Genomic DNA, 18529 nt, shown 5'->3' on the forward strand with positions numbered 1-18529 from the left:
GTTCGCGCCGTATTTCAGAAACCGGATTCGATTTTCATCGTCATCGATACCGGACAATCCAAGGATGGCGAGATCATCGCGACCGTACTTGCGACGAAGGGCTTTCAAAAAGGCAAATCCGTCTTCACCCGGCATCACATAATCGAGCAGTAGCAATTTGATTTGCGGATTTTCCTCAAGGATTTTTTGTCCTTCAACGGCGGAGGCCGCCTCGAAGGTTTGATATCGGTGCATTCTCAGCGCTCGGATGATGGACTCTCGCGCTGGTTTGGAATCGTCGATAACCAGAACGCCGGTTTCGGGATTGCTGCGCAACTGCTGGATCAGTTCGCCTAGATAGTCGAGGCTGCTCGGGCTATCCTTCACGATGTAGTCCATGATGCCTTTGCCATAGACGGACCTGCGAATGTTCGCAGCGTAGCGGCTGGTGAAGACAATTGTCGGAATGTCGTGAGATTTGACCAGATCAACAATCTCGCCATCACGGGCATCGGGCAGCGTTAAATCAACCAGAGCCAGAGAGGGACGCACCTTACCGGACGAAAGCAGGCCTTCTGCCTCCTTGTAACTTCGTGCAACGCAAACATCGGTTTCCTCGATGTTTTTCAAGGTCATCATGACCGCTTTTTCGAAGAACGAAGCGTCTTCGACGAGGAGGATACTGTGCATGGCACTCGACACCGATTGGTACTCAACTAACGCAACGGTATCTTAAAGAGGCAAACGAAAGGTTATTAAAAGCACCGAGAATAATATCGGTGCTTTGATTTATTGAATACGTTGATGCGCTCTAGAACTTGGACAGTTCCACACAGTCGTCGGCTGTATTTGCTGCCATGTTGTTGCAGGCTTCGCGCAGTTTGGACACAGTGTCTTCAATATTATCGGCCACCAGATAAGGGACTTCTGTTTCCGGTCGGATGAAGGCTTGAGCCCGCATGTGATCGAGGAGTTCCAGAAGTGGGGACCAAAAGCCGTGTGTATTTGCCAGGAGGACGGGCTTCTTGTGTTGCCCGAGCTGCGCCCAGGTCATCATTTCCACAACTTCTTCCAAGGTTCCTATGCCACCGGGCAGGGCGACAAAGGCATCTGCTTTTTGGAACATCAGCATTTTGCGCTCATGCATGTTCTCTGTGACGATCAAATCGTCGACCTCGCGCAACATCACTTCGTGCTCTTCAAGGAAGCGGGGAATGATGCCGGTCACCTTGCCGCCAGCATTAAGCGTTGCAGAGGCAACGGTGCCCATGAGCCCAATAGACCCGCCGCCATACACCAGCCGAATGTCGTTTTCGGCAAGGATCTGACCAAGTCTGACCGCTGTCGCCTCGTAGATGGGGGCTGCGCCTGTGCTTGAACCGCAATAGACGCAGATGCTTGCAAGGCGTTTTTGAGTGTTTTCTGTCATGAATCCTGTGTGGCACTGGCTGCGACAGCGGTCAAGATAGATCAGCAGTTGGTGACGGCTTCTGCTTTCTTGCTCAGGGTTTAAAAGGGGTTTATTGGTTTAGGCAGCTTGTTGAAATTTTGGATCTTCGGTGGCCATAGGCCATTGTGGAAAATGCGAGGAGGAGTGGAGCGCGCCGAATATGCTGACTGCGCATTCCACCGGGAATTAAATGATGAGGCAGAACGTAATCTGGGCACTTGGGATCGCGTCCGTTGTGGCTGTGGTGGCCATTGGAGTGGGGTACTTCAAGTGGCAAGACGGAACGCCAGAAGAAGTTGCCCTTAAAGCACCCTCGCAGACCGAGACTGTGACGGGTGAAAATTCCGCTGCTGGTTCTTCTGCTTCTTCCGATGGATCAACGTCTTCGAATACTGAGGTTGCAGCGAATTCAGACGGTCTATCCGCGGATCAAAGCGATCAGACTGATGGTGATGAGGCTGCCCCTCGCCGAGAAAATCAGGGCGATGCGCTTTCCTTTGATGTGGTGGGTGTTGAACCGACCGGAGAGGCCGTGATTGCGGGTCGCTCAGATGCAGGTGCAATCGTTGCGCTGAGGGCCAATGGAGACGTGGTCGGCAAGGGTGTTGCCAATAGTGCTGGCGAGTGGACCATAATTCTCGACAAGCCGTTGGGGCCGGGAGACTATGACGTCGCTCTGGAGATGCAGAGCGAAGACGGCGAGACAAAAGCCGCTTCATCAGAACGGTTGGTGGTGTCTATCCCTGAAGGGGGACAGGATCAGCCGCTGGTGGTTTTGAACTCACCAGACGCGCCGTCCAGCATTTTGCAAAAGCCTGAACAGCCGAACACCGCTGTTGCGGCTGCCGAGACGCCTGAGCCAAAATCAGCTGTTGTTGAGGCAGCTGAAGACCTTAAGGAAACTGTGGCGTCGGGTGTTGAGCAGGTCGAAGATGCTGCTGAAACCACCGTTGCAGCTGTTGAGGAGACCGTTGGAGAAGGTGCCGAGGCCGTGGCTTCAGAAGCTTCCAGCGCTGCTACGGATGTGGCAGAGAGTGTCGAAACTGCTGCTAATGGGGTTGTTTCGTCAGCGAAAGACCTTCTCGCCTCAAATGCGGTGAAGAGTGGTCAGGCTGACAGTCCCTCGCAAGGCGAGACCAGCGAGGTTGTGGCTGTTGATCCGGCTGCAATTCCGGCTGGTGGTGCAGTGACATCTGCATCCGGCGAAACAACTTCTAGCGAAACATCTGTTAATCAGACTGATAATGACACAGATGCTGCAAATGTTGAGGCAACTGAGATTGCAAACGCTTCCGGTCAGCCAGAATCCGGAGCGCCAAGTGAGAGTGCCGATCAGCCGCGGGTCACTGTGGAAGCCGTTGAATCCGAAAAGGGTAAGGTCTTTGTCGCTGGCACGGGCGAGCCGGGCTCCGAGGTGCGTGTCTATGTTGACGACAAGTTTGCCGGTGAGGCCGAGGTCCCAAGTTCTGGTCGTTGGTTGCTGGAAGGAACTGAGGACATTGCAGAAGGCAATGTGGAAGTTCGTGCGGATCTGGTGGAGCAGGGGGCAGACAAGGTTGAAGCCCGCGCCGCTGTAACGTTCGAGAAAGCAGCACCCCAGCAGATCGTTCTGACAAAAGTGATCGCCTCTGGTGAAGTGGCTCAGGAAGGCTCTGACGGGGCGCGTGTGACCAAAGCACTGCCGAACGTGATCATCCGCAAGGGGGATAACCTATGGCGGATTTCTCGCCGCCTTTATGGTGAGGGTATTCGCTATACGACCATCTATCAGGCCAATCAGGGACAGATCCGTAATCCCGATTTGATTTATCCGGGCCAAGTGTTTTTGACACCGGAAAACGATCTTCGCTGGAAAGAAAACAAAACGGACGAAACAGCTACACAATAGGCTTTCCGTACATGTCTTGTTTCGGGAGCGCGCATTGTTTGCGCGCTCTTTTTGTTTTGACCAAATTATTTATACCACGCCCTTGCCTTTGCGGAAATTCATCGCATATCTACGATGAATAACGATGAAGCGACCGTGGGAGAGGGCGCAGCATGGATGCGGGACTGCCAAGTTCTTGCACGGCAGGGTGCCTTGATAGTCCGCGTATAATGACCTTGCGCAGATTTACAGGGCTCTTGGGCATCCTGCCCGCCTTGCCATTTTAAGATGCCTGACTTCTCAAAACGGTGCCTGCTGCGGTGATATCGTCAATCGATTGCCGCTCGCTCAATCTACTGTCTCGCAGCATCTGCAGGTGCTTAAAGATGCGGGGCTCTTGATATGCCAATCTCAAGGCAGATCCTGCCAATACAGGTTGAACAACGACCGGCTGCGGCAAGTTGCCGGGTCATCCGCCGAATTTCTGAAAAGCGTTGCCGATACGGTGGATGTTTCGATGGCGGCAATAGATAGCAGTGACACGCCACCGGACCATATGAGGGAGATTGCGGTTGACTGACCGAACAGCATCGAACAAAGCCCAGTCAGATACAAACAAGGCTCAGTCTTCTCAAAACGGTGCGTCCGGGCAGAAAGTTGTCAGTGCTGATGAGGGATCGACGCTTCAGACCCTCACCAACCTCTGGCCATATATCTGGCCTTCCAACCGACCCGATCTCAAAAAACGCGTTCTTTTGGCCATTGCGGCGCTGGTTGTGGCAAAATTTGTCACGGTGCTGTCGCCCTATTTCTTTGCCTGGGCGTCAGATGCGCTGACCGGCTCAACTGCGGGTTTGCCACCTTATTTGGTGGCGCCGGTTATGTTGGTGCTGGCCTACAATCTGGCACGGGTTCTGGCTGTCGCCTTCAACCAACTTCGGGATGCGTTGTTCGCGCGGGTTGGGCAACATGCCGTGCGACAGCTATCGATCCTGACCTTTCGCCACTTGCACCAATTGTCGCTGCGTTTTCACTTGTCGCGGCGAACCGGAGGGCTGAGCCGGGTCATCGAGCGTGGTGTCAAAGGCATTGAATCGATTGTCCGATTTACGATTCTCAATGGCATCCCGACGATCCTCGAGTTTGCCATTATGGCGGCGGTGATCTCTTATCAGTTCGGGTTCAGCTATCTGGTGATCGTCACATTGATGATTGTCGCTTATGTCTGGTTCACCATAAAGGCATCCAATTGGCGGATTGCCATTCGGAGGGAGATGAACCAAAGCGATACGGACGCGAATTCAAGAGCCATCGATAGCCTATTGAATTTTGAGACGGTTAAATATTTCGGCAATGAGGACATGGAGGCCCGCCGGTTTGATGTCTCCATGGCACGATATGAAAAGGCTGCGACCAAAACATGGACCTCGCTGGCCTGGCTCAATCTTGGTCAGACAGTCATTCTCGTTATCGGTATGGCCGCCTGTATGGTGTTGTCCGCACGGGCTGTAATGGCCGGGGAGCAGACCATTGGTGATTTTGTTCTGATCAATGCGCTCTTGATGCAGATTTCTATCCCGCTGAACTTCATAGGCTTCTTGTATCGGGAGATCCGGCAGGGATTGGCCGATATCGAATCCATGTTCGATTTGCTGGGGGTTCCGACTGAAATTGAGGACAAGCCGGATGCGCAGCCCTTAAAGGCCGTTGAAGGCCGCATTCAGTTTCAGAATGTCTATTTCCATTATGACGTGGATCGGCCAATTCTGAAGGGTGTTGATTTTGAAGTGCCTGCAGGCAAGTCGGTCGCTATTGTCGGGCCATCAGGTGCGGGCAAGTCGACAATCTCGCGCCTGTTGTTCCGGTTTTATGATGCCACGGGCGGCGGGGTGTTGATTGACGGGCAGGATGTGCGCGATGTGACACAAAAGAGTGTGCGTGGAGCCATTGGGATGGTGCCGCAGGACACTGTGCTCTTTAACGACACCATTGCTTACAACATCCGCTATGGTCGCCCGGATGCCACGGACGATGAGATCCGTGAAGCCGCGCGTATGGCGCAAATCCACGACTTCATTGAGGCGTTGCCGCAAGGCTATGACACGGAAGTGGGGGAGCGTGGTCTGAAACTCTCGGGCGGCGAGAAACAACGTGTCGCCATTGCCCGGACGATTTTGAAAGCCCCGCCCATCCTCATACTGGACGAAGCGACTTCTGCGCTCGACACCCATACCGAACGCGAAATTCAGACAGCACTGGATCAAGTTTCCAGAAACCGCACCACGTTGGTGATTGCACACCGTCTTTCCACTGTGGTCAATGCGGATCAAATCATCGTGTTGAAAGACGGCGAAATCGCCGAACGGGGCACGCACTCAGAGCTACTGGAGGCTGGCGGGCTATATGCGTCCATGTGGACACGCCAACGGGAAGCTGACGAGGCAGAAGAACGCCTCCGGGCCGCAAAGGAAAGCGATGATATGGGCATCGTGACCCGCGGACCGAAGGCGGACACGACCTTTTCCTGACGGATCAGGCCGCGAGCGGCGAAGAAGTTGCCAACGTGCTGTCGTTGCATGGCTGGCAGAGTTGTGTGCTTGCAGGCTCTTCTGTTTTCTGCGACTGGGCGCGGAACAACGACCAGAACGACTGGCTTCTCAGCGTGCGGGCGCGGGTATCATAGTGGGCTAACAGCTCTGGGGTCAGGGTGATCGGTGTGTCGTTCAGATTTGTCATCTTCGAGCTCCGTTGTTTGGTTGAGCTGAATATGGCTCTTTCCGATCTTTCGAAGAATTGGGCTTGTCTTGAAGTCACCTTTCGATAATTTGGAAGAATGAGACTTGAAGATCTGAACTTTTTTACTCGTGTTGCCGAACTGGGCAGCCTCTCTGCAGCCGGACGGGAGTTTGGCCTGTCACCATCTGCGGCAAGCAGCCGATTGACCAATCTTGAAAAGGAATTGGGCAGTCAGCTAGTGGCCCGCACCACCCGACAGGTGAGCCTGACGGAAGCAGGCAAGATCATGTTAGAACATGCCCGGGCTGCGCTTTCGGAAATAGACCAGGCACGCTCGACGATTGACGCCGCACAAGATGCCCCGCGCGGTGTGTTGAGGATCTCGGCGAATGTGTTTTTCGGAAGAAAACACATTCTGCCCTATTTAGGGGAGTTTCGTCAGCTTTACCCGGATTTGAAACTCGACATCGACATGTCGGACCGTTTGGTTGATTTGGTCAACGAGGGTTACGATGTGGCTATCCGCGGAGCGCCGTTGCCTGATTCCAGCTTGATGGCACGTAAGCTTGGCGGGAATCCGCGCGTTTTATGTGCAAGCCCTGACTACATTGCGCGAAAAGGCGCACCTTGTTCTCCTGATGACCTGCGGAACCACGATTACATTGGCTTTGATCCAATGCCGGTTTGGCATTTCTCTGGGCCAGACGGGGAAATCGCGTTTAACCTCGATGATCCGGTCATTTCGGGCGACAGCGGCGACTTTGCCTATGAGGCGGCGCTGTATGGCCTCGGCCTAACCGTCAAATCCTCTGCTCATGTATGGGAAGACCTGCGTGATGGCCGCCTTGTCGAGGTTATGATGGATTACCCGATTACCCGAACCGGTAACATCTATGCGGTTTATCCGCCGGCGAAATTTCTCGCCCCCAAGGTCAGTGCTTTTGTTGATTTTTTGATCTCGAAATACGGGCGTCCGCCATATTGGGAGACGGACTATCGCCTTGCGCGCAAGAGCGCAGTTGTTGAGAGTGCGGCAAAATCAGCATAATGCCCGCAAAAGGTGTTCTCAGCGGCATGAAAAGCCACTAGAAGCGAGGGAAAGATCAAGCGCACGCGCTGCGTAGATCCCATTGTTATCGGGCAGCGTTGCCGTGAACCTTCGCAACTGTTGCCGCTTGCAGGACTGTGAAATGTCGATCGTCGATTCCGTTACCAAGGCCTTTGTTCCAATTCACCGTGAAGGTTGGCCGTTCATTGCCATTGCATTTGTTGCAACCATCGTTGTTGGCTGGTTCATAGACCCGCTGTTCTGGATCGGTTCGGCGCTGACCGGATGGGTTTGTTACTTCTTCCGCGATCCGCCGCGTGTGACGCCCATTGGTGACGGTTTGATCATTTCACCGGCTGATGGTGTCGTCAGTCACTGTGGTCCGGTTTTGCCTCCCAAAGAACTGGACCTCGGCGACGAGCCAATGATGCGCGTTTCTATTTTCATGAATGTGTTCAACGTGCATGTGAACCGCGCGCCGATGGATGGCAAAATCACGCGGATTGCCTATATTGCCGGAAAGTTTCTGAACGCAGAACTGGACAAGGCGAGCGAACACAATGAGCGCAATGGCCTTGTGATCGAAAATGGCGATCAGAAGATCGGTGTTGTCCAAATCGCAGGGCTTGTTGCACGCCGGATCGTCTGTTTTGTGCGCGAAGGGGAAACCCTGTCGGCGGGTGAGCGTTTTGGCCTGATCCGCTTCGGCTCCCGCCTTGATGTCTATTTACCAGAAAACGTCCAGCCGAAGGTTTTTCTTGGTCAGACCATGATTGCTGGAGAAACCATTTTGGCCGACTTGAACGAGACAAAGTCAGACACCCAGCCAGTCACACGGGTGGGGTAAGGATTAGAAGGTGAGCGCTTCAACAGAACAGGCCAACAACAAAAACGCGAGCTCGCAAGGTGCGCCTTCGGACAAGCGCCGACGTCGGTTTGGCAAAGTGCCTATTCGAGTAATCCTGCCGAATATGGTGACATTGTTGGCCCTGTGTTCAGGACTCACAGCCATCCGCATGGCGTTTGAAGGACGTTGGGAGTTTGCGGTTGGGGCAGTTCTGGTTGCAGCTGTTCTGGATGCGGTCGATGGCCGTGTTGCGCGGCTTTTGAAGGGAACATCGCGTTTCGGCGCCGAGCTCGACAGCCTTGCCGACTTTGTCAATTTCGGTGTGACTCCTGCGATCATGCTCTATGTCTGGATTTTGCATGAGATGGGCAATCTCGGCTGGATCGCTGCTCTGGTCTATGCCATCTCCATGTCGCTCCGCCTTGCCCGGTTCAATGTGGCGCTTGATGATCCGAACAAACCTGCTTGGGCGGCAAATTTCTTTACAGGCGTTCCAGCCCCGGCTGCCGCGCTGACCGTATTGGTGCCACTTTATCTCTCATTTCTCGGCTTTCTGCCGCAATGGCCCGAGTTTGCTGGGCCGATAGCAATTTACGTGTTGCTGATCGGCTTTTTGATGGTCAGCCGAATTCCGACCTATTCTGGCAAAACGCTGGGCACGCGCATTCGCCGCGATCTCGTCCTGCCACTGATCGTGCTCACTGTTTTGATCGTCGCACTGACCGTTAGTTATCCGTTCAAGGTACTCGCGGTTTGTTCGCTGGCCTACCTTGTATCCATTCCGTTTGCCTGGCGAGCGCACCGCAAATGCGTCAAAGGCGAGGATTGCGCGGTTTGCGAAGCTGATGAGGACGACGGAGAGGAAGTGGACCTCGACAGCATTGGTGAGCGTAACAAGGGTGATGATGACTGACTGTCTTTTTGAGGGGCAAACATGAGCGACTTTGACATTCGTTCGACCAATCCAGCGGATATTGAAGCGCTGGAAACGCTTTATCTGGCAGCTTTTCCAGAAGAGGACTTGGTATCGCTGGTTCGTGAATTGGTGGGTGGGCCAACGCCGGTCATCTCTCTTGCGGCAGCTAAAGACGGTCAAATCGTCGGCCATGTTGTTTTCACACCCTGTGGCGTGAGTGGAAGCGATGAAAAAGCTTCATTGCTCGGGCCGCTTTGTGTAACCCCGATGCTTCACAAACAAGTTATTGGATCTGCCTTGATCAAGGCTGGGATGGAAGAAGCGCACAAGAGTGGTACGCGCCAGGTTCTCGTTCTTGGTGACCCAGCATATTACGCTCGATCCGGTTTTAAACCTTCTGCCGCTATCGAAGCGCCTTACCCATTGCCCGAAGAGTGGCTGGCTGCTTGGCAATGGCAAATGCTAGATGACGGGGAGCCACTTACAGGCCAGCTTGTTGTGCCCGGCCCGTGGCAATCGGCAGCCCTTTGGGGCGAGTAAAATGCGCGGGCTTAAGGCCGTTTACGTACGAATTTTTGCTCCGTGACGGCCTTGCCCCACTGATCACCGGCATACTCGTCTGCCAGCTCAAATCCGTTTTTCTCATAAAGCGTGCGCGCAGCGTCGAGCCCTTTTAAAGTCCAAAGGTGGATTTCGTCGAAGCCATGATGGTCACAATGATTGAGCGCTTTGTGCAGTAGTACGCGACCCCAACCACGGCCACGCAGTTTCTCAGACAGAATAAACCAGCGCAAATGCGCTATATTTCCCTTTAGGTCTTCGCCATCAATACTGATGGACCCGATGACCTTAGAGCCATCCAGGAGGCTCCAGCTGTTGTTTGTCGTATTTTCAATGCGAGTCATGAATTCAGCCATTGCAGCTGAAACGACGCTTTCAAATGTAGGCCCCATGCCGATGATCGGGCCATGTGTTCGCGCATGTAGGGCTGCAATATCGCCAATCATGCCGGTCTGATAGCCTTCAACGATTGTGTTATCCGTTGCCATTAACTGTTCGGTCGTCTTCGGCATCAAGGCTTCTGAATAGGCGGTGAGGGCTTCCGCAACAGCTACAGGAGACGGATCATCCAGAACACTCAGGGCCCGTCGTACTTGATCGTCCCCAAATGCGTCGATTTCAGAAAAGAGGAGGTGCCCCTCATTGCTGAGGTGTAGTGCTTGCGAGCGACCATCACTTTCAACAGCCTTTACAATGAGCGCACCGCGCTTATCGAGGCCTTTTAGCATCCGGCTGACTGTTGATTTTTCCAGCTTGAGGCGCTCACCAAGCTCACGCGCTGTCAGTCCGGGTGTAAGCCCAATCTCCAATATGGCGTGAACCGAAGAGGCAGAGAGGTCCGTTCCGGCGATCGTCTTGTCCAAGAAGCCCAGCCCGCGAACCAGATGGCGCGAGGCTGCACGGATGTTAGAAACAATGGTGTCAGAAACAGCAGACATGGTGAATTACTCATTTAGTTGTATAATGCAACTATGTGAGTAGCGATTAGCTGCGATGGCCGCAACAAAAAACCGCCGGAGATATCCGGCGGTCTCGATTTTCTTTTTCTGAAGTTATTCAGCAGCTTCCGGAAGTGAGCTTGGCGGCTCCTTCGGTTTTGCCGGTTTGGTCATCTGAACCACCTCTGCAGAGGGGCGTTCGCCTCCACCTGTTTTTCTTACGTCTTCTGGGGCGGGTGTTTCTGAGGTGGCACCTGTATCTGAATGACCTTCTTCTTCGGATCGGATTTGCACTCCAGGTGTTGTTTCGGCTGCTTCGGGAATGGTTTCTTCAACCGGTGCAATTCCCTCAATATCTGCCTCGTTCATAACTACGGCAGCTCCAGCAACAGCAAGTTCAGAAGACCGGTTCTGGAAGTGTGTTTGGAGCCAGTTCCAAACTGCTCTGAACAACCTTAACCAAACGCTTGGCATCGCAATGGCGACTGGCACTACGATCAGCGTCAGGAAGGTGGAGAAGGCCAAGCCTGCAATGACAGCCGTCGACAACTGAACCCACCAGACCGCTGTGATCCCGCCATAGGCTGTGACCTGATTGAAGAAATCAAAGTTGATCTTCGTTGCCATCGGGATCAAGCCAGCGATGGTGGTGACGGTCGTCAGTAGAATTGGACGCAGACGCTGACTTGCAGTTTTCAGGATCGCATCCAACGGTTCCAGCCCATCCCCGCGGAAGCGGTTATAGGTGTCGATGAGAACAATGGCGTTGTTCACCACGATACCGGCCAGTGCCACGACACCCGTTCCCGTCATGATGATGGAGAATTTCTGACCAGTCAGAAGCATGCCAAGCAGAACGCCAAAGACTGACAGCACCACCGTGGAGAGGGTGAGGAATGTCTGGTAGAAGGAGTTGTACTGCGTCAGCAAAATCAGGAACATCAGGAAGAGCGATGCGACCATCGCCTTTATCAGGAATTCACCTGATTCCTTCTGATCTTCATCAGCGCCGCGGAATTGCAGGAACACATTCTCCGGCCAGGTTTGCGTGTCGAGCCATGCTTGCAGTTCCTTCACCTTGTCATCCGGAGTAGCTCCAGATGTCGGGTCGACACTGGCTTTCACCATCATGGAATACAAGCCGTCGCGGCGAACGATTTCGGACACTTTCTGCGCTGGACTACGATCGACGAAATTTGCCAAAGGCACGAGCCCGAGCGGTGTTTGCAGGCGCAGCTGATCGAAGCGATCAACGCTCCGCTGGTCTTCCGGTAGACGAACGCGGATATCGACTTCGTCCTCGGAGTCGGATGGGCGGTATTTGCCAATCATAACGCCGTTTGTAACGAGCTGAACCATGTTGCCGACAGAGGCAATATCCGCCTGAAAACGAGCAGCTTGTTCGCGGTCAATATCCAGACGCCACTCGATGCCGGGCAGGGGACGGTCGTCCTCCTGATCCATCAAGCCTTCCATCTGGTCTAGATGCGCGCGGACACGAGCAACGTTTTCAACCAACGTGTCGTAATTGGTGGATTTCAGTTCCAGCTGAACGTCCTTGCCGGTCGGAGGGCCGCCTTCGATCTTGCGCGGCTCAACCTTTATGCCGGGCAGCGAGGCGGTCAGCGTCCGAATATCTGCAGCAATTTGTTTGTACTCGCGGCGACAACAGAAATCGGCGAGCTCCAGCTGCAGCTCACCAATGACATCGCCGGGCTTGTCCTGAACGCCGCCAAGGGACACGCCACCGCCACCACCACCGGGGGCTTTGGCAACAGTTACGACGTTTTTGATACCTTCAATGTTGAGAACGATTTTTTCAACGTCCTGCACAATGGCAAGGGATTCAGCGGCTGAGATGTTGCCTCGACCGGACACAAGCACGACGGCCTGATCAGGCTCTTCATCCACGAAGAACTCAACGCCCGTTGGGTTGGCCATGAAGGCTTGAACGATGGACATACAGCCGACAACCAGAAGCCCAAGGGCGACCAAGTTGCCAACCGGGTTCCGGGCCAAAAGGTCCAGTCGGCGGATGTAGTAGCCGGTCGCTCCCGGCACTTCCAGCGGGTTGAAGTGCCAGGCCTTGTCTTTTGCAGGGGCTTTTGGAGTGCGTCCGAACAATGAGGCAATCTTGTTGCCAAGCCATGCAAATACGGTCTCCAGAAGCCAGACAACCGGTTTGAACAGGACAACGAGTGCCCAGATTGTTGCCGCCACGGTCAACGCGATCAGGAAGTATGTGAAGATGTCGCCCACGATAAGCGGCAGCTGTTTTCCGTTTTGACCAATTGCGGCGTTGATGAGGTTGAGGGTGCCAGTGGATGTGTTGCTCAAAAGCGCCGGGGTCTTTTCAAGCAGTGAGAGGCCGAAGAATACGGCGAGCACAACAGCCAGGATCTCTGATGCAAAGCTGACAAAGGTTGCGCGCTTGTAGAGTTTAGCCGGGCGAGCTTCTTCTTCCTCGATCTTTCGAGCAGCGGCACGTTGACGCCAGCGCACGAAGGGACGCAGGACGAAGAAGGATCCAATTCCCGCGATCAGGAAGGCGGCAACGGTGGCCAGAAGACCGATGATCGAGAACGTTTCTGGCAGGGCGGTTGCAGGAGCAGTGATACCGGCAACAGCAGCAGCTGTAACAAGGGCCAGCAGCCATGTTGCGTTCCTCTGAACCCACTTGGTAGTGAGGGCCATTACGCCGCCTGTGACCGGGATGAACACCATGGCAGTCACGAGCGAAGCGGTCAGAACGATGATCACCATAATCGGCAGATAGCTCATGAACTCCCCGGCGACACCCGGCCAGAGCAGCATGGGCAGGAACGCCACGAGCGTCGTCGCCGTAGATGAGACAATCGGCCAGAACATGAGCTTGGCTGCGCGAATGTACGCTTCGCGGTCTTCCATGCCGTCCTGAACCTTGCGGTCAGCATATTCGGTCATCACGATTGCGCCGTCGACCAAGAGGCCAACGGTTAGCACAAGGCCGAACATCACCATGATGTTGACCGTGTACCCAATGCCCCCAAGGATCAGGAAGCCGACCATGAAGGACGTTGGAATAGCAAGGCCAACCAGCAAGGCAGATCGCAATCCAAGTGCGGCAAGCACCAGGATCATAACAAGGAAAATCGCGGTCAGAATGGAAGATTGCAAGGAGCCGAGAATCTCGAAAATGTTCGAGGACGAATCCAGCATGATGTTGACGTTGATTGAGTCGGGCCAGTCCTTGGACGCGTTTTCGACAACGGCGCGGACCGCATTGTTGTTTTCGATGATGTTGGTGCCGATGCGCTTGGTGATCTGCAGCGCAATTGCCGGCTCGCCATTCACCCGTGTGTAGGCGCTGGCATCTTTGAAGGTTCTGCGAATGTCAGCAATGTCGGAGAGCGTTACAACGCCTTCACCGCTTTGCTTGATGGGCAGAGAGTAGATGTCTGCAGCTGTTTCGACAAGACCAGGAACCTTGACGTTAAACCGGCCCGTGCCACCATCCAGAAAACCGGCAGGAACCAGTCGGTTGTTGGCGGTCAGCGTGTTGAACAGTTCTGCTTGAGTGATCGAGTAAGCTTCAAGTTTCTGTGTGTCGATCAGGACTTCAAGCATCTCCTCGCGGTGACCTGAAAGGTCTGCAGAGCGAACCGTATCAACGGCTTCGATCAGGTCTTTCAAACGGCGTGCATGCTGATAAAGGGTTCGTTCTGGAACATTACCAGAGAGTGAAACCCACATGACCGGAACAAGTGCGAAGTTTGTCTCCGAGATGGTCGGTTCTTCCGCATCTTCCGGCAGTTCGCCTTTTGCTTGATCCACTTTGTCGCGGACATCCGCCAGCGCCTCGTCCTTGTTGAACGAGATGTCGAATTCCAGAACGATCCCGGCATGGCCTTCAGAGGCTATTGCCGTGATTTCTTTCAGCCCATCGAGACCGCGAAGTTCTGTCTCCATGGGGCGAACGAGAAGGCGCTCCGCGTCCTCAGGCGAAATGCCCTGCTGTGCAATGGAGACGTAAAACACTGGGACATCAATGTCCGGGTCACTTTCCTTCGGGATGGAAATATAGGTCATGACGCCAGCGGCAATCAGCGCCAGCATCAAAACGAAAACAGTTTTGGGACGTCGCAGGACGTCTTCAAGCATCGATATCATTGGGCCACCTCGGCCATTTCAAATACAGGAGAGACCTTCTGGCCGTCCTTGACATAATCTTGTCCGACAACGATGGCGGTGACTTCTTCCGGAAGTCCGCCAATCCACGTGCCGTCTGGCTCTCCGCCAAGAATTTCAACGGGGTAGAACACGGTACGGTCATTTTCATCAACGGCGCGAATTCCGACCTGCCCATTATCATTAAGTGTCAGGAAGGCCGGTGTGATCTTGTGGGCGCGCTGTGCGGGAAGGGGCAATCGGGTGGTCGCTGTCACCCCATCACGCGCCTTGCCGTCTTCATTCGGCAGTTCCACCTCAATGCGGAAGGTGCGTGTGTCTGCGTCAGCTGCTGGCGAAATGTAGCGCACCTTGCCTTGCATCTTTTGGCCGGTAATCAGTTCAACATCGGCTTCCATGCCAACGGAAATGCGAGCGACATTGATTTCGGATACCTGACCTATCGCGATCAGCGGGTCGGATTTCACGACGGTCGCGCAAACGTCGCCGCCTTGTAGATAGTCACCGACATTCGCCATTGAGCTTTGGACCGTGCCTGTGATGGGAGCGCGGATAATTGTCCGGTCAAGTTCCAATTTCGCTTCCTTGACGCGGGCATGAGCTGCGTCGAGTTGAGCCTTCACGGCTGCAGCTCTCGTTTGCGCTGTGAAGCCTTTCGTTACCAGCTGGCTGGCCGCGTCATGGTCCAGTTCCGCTTGAGCCAGATTGGCTTTGGCTTCCAGCAGTTTGGCTTCGCGGGTGCCCTTGTCCAGCTGGCATAGAATGTCGCCTGCTGCCACTTCGGCGCCCTCGGTTGCCGGGCGGTGAACCACGTTGCCTTTGGTTTCCGCACGAACGGCAACCATCGCTTCAGCCTCAGTTCGGCCGCGGATTTCCAACACAGCCTTGCGATCTTGTGCCGTCAGCTTTTGAACTTTCACCCGAAACAGATCAGCCTGTGTCTCTTGTGCCCGCGCTGCGGGCGGCGGTGTTGCATGAGCGCTGTCGCCGACGCCGCCAATCACAACTTCGCCGCTGTACATCCAATATCCAATTCCGACAGCAAGACCGGCTGCCAGCACATATGAAAAATTCAAACGCATTTGTAACTCCGGTAGATATCTCGGCTATTCGGCAGCTTCTTGCTGAACATCGCCTTCACCGCTTGCGATGCGGATGAGGTGTTCACCATGCTTGTCCAGATAAGCCAGAGTGAATGTCATGTAGGCGCGACCGTAATCGCGTATCCAGTTTGATCCCGGGTGCGGCGGCTCATCGCCGCAGTCTTCCAGCATCTTCAGTTCTGCAAGCACTTGCTCTTTACGGCGGTCCAGAGCGCGCCGGATGACATCCGGGCCAAGGTCTTTCGCGTAAAGGGCGATGAGCAGAAAGGGGGATTTAAAAGTGTCGGCGGCCTGTGGCTCGCAAAGGGATGCGAGGAACTCATCACGACCGGCTTCCGTGATGGAATAGACTTTTCGAGCGGGTTTGCCCTGCTGCTGTTCTTCGCGAACGGTCACCATGCCGTCGGCTTCCAGACGCGCAAGGGCCGGATAGATGGAGCCAAAGGATGCGTCGTCAAAATAGCTGAAGCGCCCTTCTGTAGATTCTTTCCGGATTTCGTAACCGGTTGCGTCTCCGAAGGTCAGTATCGCAAGGCAAAGGGTTCTGACGCTCATGCGGACAGTCCTTTTTGCGCGCTTGGTCTAGTGATCATTGGTCAGACCTGAAACTGGTGCATCGGACCCATCAGACTAAATAAGGCGAGTGCCATATGCATGTACGATATATATCGTATCTATATATTGGATCGATATATCTCAAGAGGAGAGGCGCGAAAAAATTACAATACGGTAATGTTTGGTAACCGAGTCGTCAGTGCAACTCCGACAAACTGACGGATGTAGGATGGCTGCGCTGATCTGCGCACTCTGAGGAGCGTAGAAAGTAAGTTAGAATTTAGGCAGGTAGGAGGTCGGAAATGAAATTCGGAACCAAAGGGTACAAAACGATCCTGAAACTTCCGGCTTTTATCCGTGGCCCGAGCAATCCGTTACTCAGGCTACTCTATATCAATGGCCTGATCGGTGTCGGCATATCCGGGCTGTTGCTTGGCGGAATATTCTTCAGCAACATTGGAAACCTTCGCACGCTTGTCATGAACGCGGATGATCCTGTTTTACCGGTTGTGATGTTGGCATTTGCCCTAGTGATCACCATCGGGTCTGTCGTGATGGGGACTGCTGTGATGATGCTCCGTGATGACAGCAAAGATATTAGTGGTGGTGGCGGAACACGGAATCATATCGACAGCTTACCGTTTGGCTCACAGCCAGCTCTCGTGCCCGCCCGTATTCGTCAGTGAGTGACGACTTCCATCGGCCCAATTGCCGATGGTTTTGCCATGACAAATGCCTTGTCATTTGCCGATGACGGTTGAGCAATGCTCGCGGTGATCATCAGTCCCGCTGACAGAAAAAGGCAGATGAAACCAGCTGAAGAGGCTTTCATTATTATTTCCTCGCATTCGAATTATTGCGAGTGTTTTAGCGAGGAAGTTCTAAATCCCCGAAAAGCTGGTCGATAAAATTTGATCTTTCTGTGTGATTTTTTTCTTTTGGTCCAAATCAGCCGAATGGCTTCCTGTTGCCGAATTTAGAAAGTTATTAAAAACAATGTTCTATGCAAGTATTCTCGTGTTTTGATTCATGTGTAGGGTCTGTTGCCCGGTCGCGGCATGGGGCGACCGGGCATAATAATTCAGTTCAAACCGCTTCCAGGGCGATTGATATGCCTTGGCCGACGCCGATGCACATGGTCGCCAGCGCGCGTTTTCCACCTCGTACCTTCATTTCCAATGCTGCCGTTCCCGTGATCCGGGCACCAGAAGCGCCAAGCGGATGGCCTAGTGCAATCGCTCCGCCGTTCGGGTTGATATGCTCTGCGTCTTCAGGAAGACCAAGGTCGCGAAGGACTGCAATCCCTTGGGCTGCAAAGGCTTCATTCAATTCCACGACATCAAAATCAGACGGCGTAATGCCGAGACGAGCACAGAGCTTGCGCGTTGCAGGGGCAGGGCCAATGCCCATGATCCGTGGAGGGACACCTGCGGTCGCGCCGCCTGTGACCCGAGCAATTGGGGTCAGGCCGTATTTTTCAACCGCAGCTTCGCTGGCGATCAGAAGCGCTGCTGAGCCGTCATTGACACCAGATGCGTTTCCGGCTGTGACTGACCCGTTTTCGCGGAACGGTGTGCGTAATTTGCCAAGTGCCTCAAGCGTTGTTTCCGGGCGAGGGTGCTCATCTGTTTCTATGATTTTGGGGTCGCCCTTACGCTGGGGGATCGTCACGGGAACGATTTCGGATTTGAACCGGCCGCTTTCCATGGCTTTTCCGGCGCGTTGTTGACTGCGGTGAGCGAAGGCATCCTGATCCGCGCGAGAGACATTGAAGTCTTCGGCGACGTTTTCAGCGGTTTCCGGCATGGAATCGATGCCGTATTGGCGTTTCATGAGCGGATTTACGAAGCGCCAGCCAATCGTGGTGTCATGAATTTCTGCATTGCGGCTGAAAGGCGTGTCCGCTTTTGGCAGAATAAAAGGAGCGCGCGACATGCTTTCCACACCGCCGGCAATTACGATGTCCATTTCGCCCGCGATAATCCCGCGGGCGGCCAAGATAATTGCGTCCATACCTGAACCACACAGGCGGTTTATAGTCGTGCCGGGCACGGCATCAGGCAGGCCTGCCAACAGGGCGGACATGCGCGCCACATTGCGATTGTCTTCACCAGCCTGGTTTGCGCAGCCGTAATAGACCTCATCCAAGGCTTCCCAATTCACGCCGGAATTGCGTTCCATCAGGGCTTCGATGGGTATGGAGCCCAAGTCATCTGCGCGAACAGATGACAGACAGCCGCCGAACCGGCCAATTGGTGTGCGGACATAATCGCAAATGAATGCGTGACGCATGAAATTGTCTCCCCATCACACAGCTTCGTGTTTACGCAGCCGTTTTCATATCGTTCCGCTCGGGCGAAAT

General features: G+C 54.1%; 17 protein-coding genes. 8 read left to right on the plus strand and 9 right to left on the minus strand.

From position 1 onward, the window contains the following. Both TRICHSKD4_RS30975 and TRICHSKD4_RS23955 read right to left on the minus strand, forming a co-directional pair. The coding region (locus tag TRICHSKD4_RS30975; RefSeq protein ID WP_040617383.1) for a response regulator at positions 1–669 on the minus strand (669 nt) is incomplete at its 3' end. Between the two features lie 121 nt (positions 670–790). After that, complete coding sequence (locus TRICHSKD4_RS23955; protein ID WP_009759821.1) at positions 791–1408, minus strand: TIGR00730 family Rossman fold protein; 618 nt, start codon at positions 1406–1408, stop codon at positions 791–793. A gap of 211 nt (positions 1409–1619) precedes the next feature. Here TRICHSKD4_RS23955 and TRICHSKD4_RS23960 point away from each other — a divergent pair, with 211 nt between their 5' ends. From TRICHSKD4_RS23960 to TRICHSKD4_RS23965, 3 genes are all read left to right on the plus strand, one after another. Then, the gene (locus TRICHSKD4_RS23960; protein ID WP_040617384.1) at positions 1620–3317 is read left to right on the plus strand and encodes a LysM peptidoglycan-binding domain-containing protein; all 1698 of its coding nucleotides are present in this window, start codon (positions 1620–1622) and stop codon (positions 3315–3317) included. A 223-nt stretch (positions 3318–3540) separates the two neighbouring features. After that, positions 3541–3876, plus strand: a complete 336-nt coding sequence (locus TRICHSKD4_RS29715) for a metalloregulator ArsR/SmtB family transcription factor (RefSeq protein ID WP_083782864.1) — start codon at positions 3541–3543, stop codon at positions 3874–3876. Beyond that, the gene (locus tag TRICHSKD4_RS23965) at positions 3869–5824 is read left to right on the plus strand and encodes an ABC transporter ATP-binding protein/permease (RefSeq protein WP_009759825.1); all 1956 of its coding nucleotides are present in this window, start codon (positions 3869–3871) and stop codon (positions 5822–5824) included. Before TRICHSKD4_RS29715 ends, TRICHSKD4_RS23965 begins: the two co-directional genes overlap by 8 nt. A gap of 4 nt (positions 5825–5828) precedes the next feature. Here TRICHSKD4_RS23965 and TRICHSKD4_RS23970 read toward each other — a convergent pair whose 3' ends face one another. Further along, positions 5829–6032, minus strand: a complete 204-nt coding sequence (locus TRICHSKD4_RS23970; protein WP_009759826.1) for a hypothetical protein — start codon at positions 6030–6032, stop codon at positions 5829–5831. A gap of 97 nt (positions 6033–6129) precedes the next feature. On the opposite strand from TRICHSKD4_RS23970, the gene TRICHSKD4_RS23975 reads away from it, so the two are divergent. The 4 genes from TRICHSKD4_RS23975 (at position 6130) to TRICHSKD4_RS23990 (ending at position 9383) form a co-directional block, all read left to right on the plus strand. After that, a complete protein-coding gene (locus TRICHSKD4_RS23975; RefSeq protein WP_009759827.1) occupies positions 6130–7080 on the plus strand; it encodes a LysR family transcriptional regulator in 951 nt (316 codons plus the stop codon). A 142-nt stretch (positions 7081–7222) separates the two neighbouring features. After that, positions 7223–7927 carry a phosphatidylserine decarboxylase gene (locus TRICHSKD4_RS23980; RefSeq protein WP_009759828.1) on the plus strand — a complete coding sequence of 235 codons (705 nt, stop codon included), beginning with the start codon at positions 7223–7225 and terminating at the stop codon, positions 7925–7927. Positions 7928–7937: 10 nt separating this feature from the next. Further along, positions 7938–8840: a phosphatidylcholine/phosphatidylserine synthase gene (locus tag TRICHSKD4_RS23985; protein ID WP_009759829.1), complete on the plus strand. Its 903-nt coding sequence runs from the start codon at positions 7938–7940 to the stop codon at positions 8838–8840. Positions 8841–8861: 21 nt separating this feature from the next. After that, on the plus strand, positions 8862–9383 hold the full coding sequence (locus TRICHSKD4_RS23990) for a GNAT family N-acetyltransferase (protein WP_009759830.1): 522 nt from the start codon (positions 8862–8864) through the stop codon (positions 9381–9383). A gap of 11 nt (positions 9384–9394) precedes the next feature. On the opposite strand, the gene TRICHSKD4_RS23995 is transcribed toward TRICHSKD4_RS23990, so the two are convergent. The 4 genes from TRICHSKD4_RS23995 to TRICHSKD4_RS24010 all read right to left on the minus strand — a co-directional run bounded on the left by TRICHSKD4_RS23995 (position 9395) and on the right by TRICHSKD4_RS24010 (position 16167). Next, the gene (locus TRICHSKD4_RS23995; RefSeq protein WP_009759831.1) at positions 9395–10342 is read right to left on the minus strand and encodes a helix-turn-helix domain-containing GNAT family N-acetyltransferase; all 948 of its coding nucleotides are present in this window, start codon (positions 10340–10342) and stop codon (positions 9395–9397) included. A gap of 114 nt (positions 10343–10456) precedes the next feature. Continuing rightward, on the minus strand, positions 10457–14491 hold the full coding sequence (locus tag TRICHSKD4_RS30425) for an efflux RND transporter permease subunit (protein WP_009759832.1): 4035 nt from the start codon (positions 14489–14491) through the stop codon (positions 10457–10459). Further along, positions 14488–15591: an efflux RND transporter periplasmic adaptor subunit gene (locus TRICHSKD4_RS24005; RefSeq protein WP_009759833.1), complete on the minus strand. Its 1104-nt coding sequence runs from the start codon at positions 15589–15591 to the stop codon at positions 14488–14490. The genes TRICHSKD4_RS30425 and TRICHSKD4_RS24005 overlap by 4 nt, the downstream gene beginning before the upstream one ends. 24 nt (positions 15592–15615) lie before the next feature. Beyond that, on the minus strand, positions 15616–16167 hold the full coding sequence (locus tag TRICHSKD4_RS24010; protein ID WP_009759834.1) for a PadR family transcriptional regulator: 552 nt from the start codon (positions 16165–16167) through the stop codon (positions 15616–15618). Between the two features lie 302 nt (positions 16168–16469). Between TRICHSKD4_RS24010 and TRICHSKD4_RS24015 the strand changes: the two genes are divergently transcribed. Continuing rightward, positions 16470–16853 (plus strand): hypothetical protein, encoded by a 384-nt coding sequence (locus TRICHSKD4_RS24015; protein ID WP_009759835.1) that lies wholly within the window; start codon positions 16470–16472, stop codon positions 16851–16853. On the opposite strand, the gene TRICHSKD4_RS30980 is transcribed toward TRICHSKD4_RS24015, so the two are convergent. After that, complete coding sequence (locus TRICHSKD4_RS30980) at positions 16847–16999, minus strand: hypothetical protein (protein ID WP_009759836.1); 153 nt, start codon at positions 16997–16999, stop codon at positions 16847–16849. The two genes, TRICHSKD4_RS24015 and TRICHSKD4_RS30980, sit on opposite strands and share 7 nt — an antisense overlap. A gap of 254 nt (positions 17000–17253) precedes the next feature. Beyond that, complete coding sequence (pcaF, locus tag TRICHSKD4_RS24020) at positions 17254–18459, minus strand: 3-oxoadipyl-CoA thiolase (RefSeq protein ID WP_009759837.1); 1206 nt, start codon at positions 18457–18459, stop codon at positions 17254–17256. Between the last annotated feature and the right edge of the window lie 70 nt (positions 18460–18529).

The sequence above is a fragment of the Roseibium sp. TrichSKD4 genome (assembly GCF_000148725.1).
Taxonomy (GTDB): domain Bacteria; phylum Pseudomonadota; class Alphaproteobacteria; order Rhizobiales; family Stappiaceae; genus Roseibium.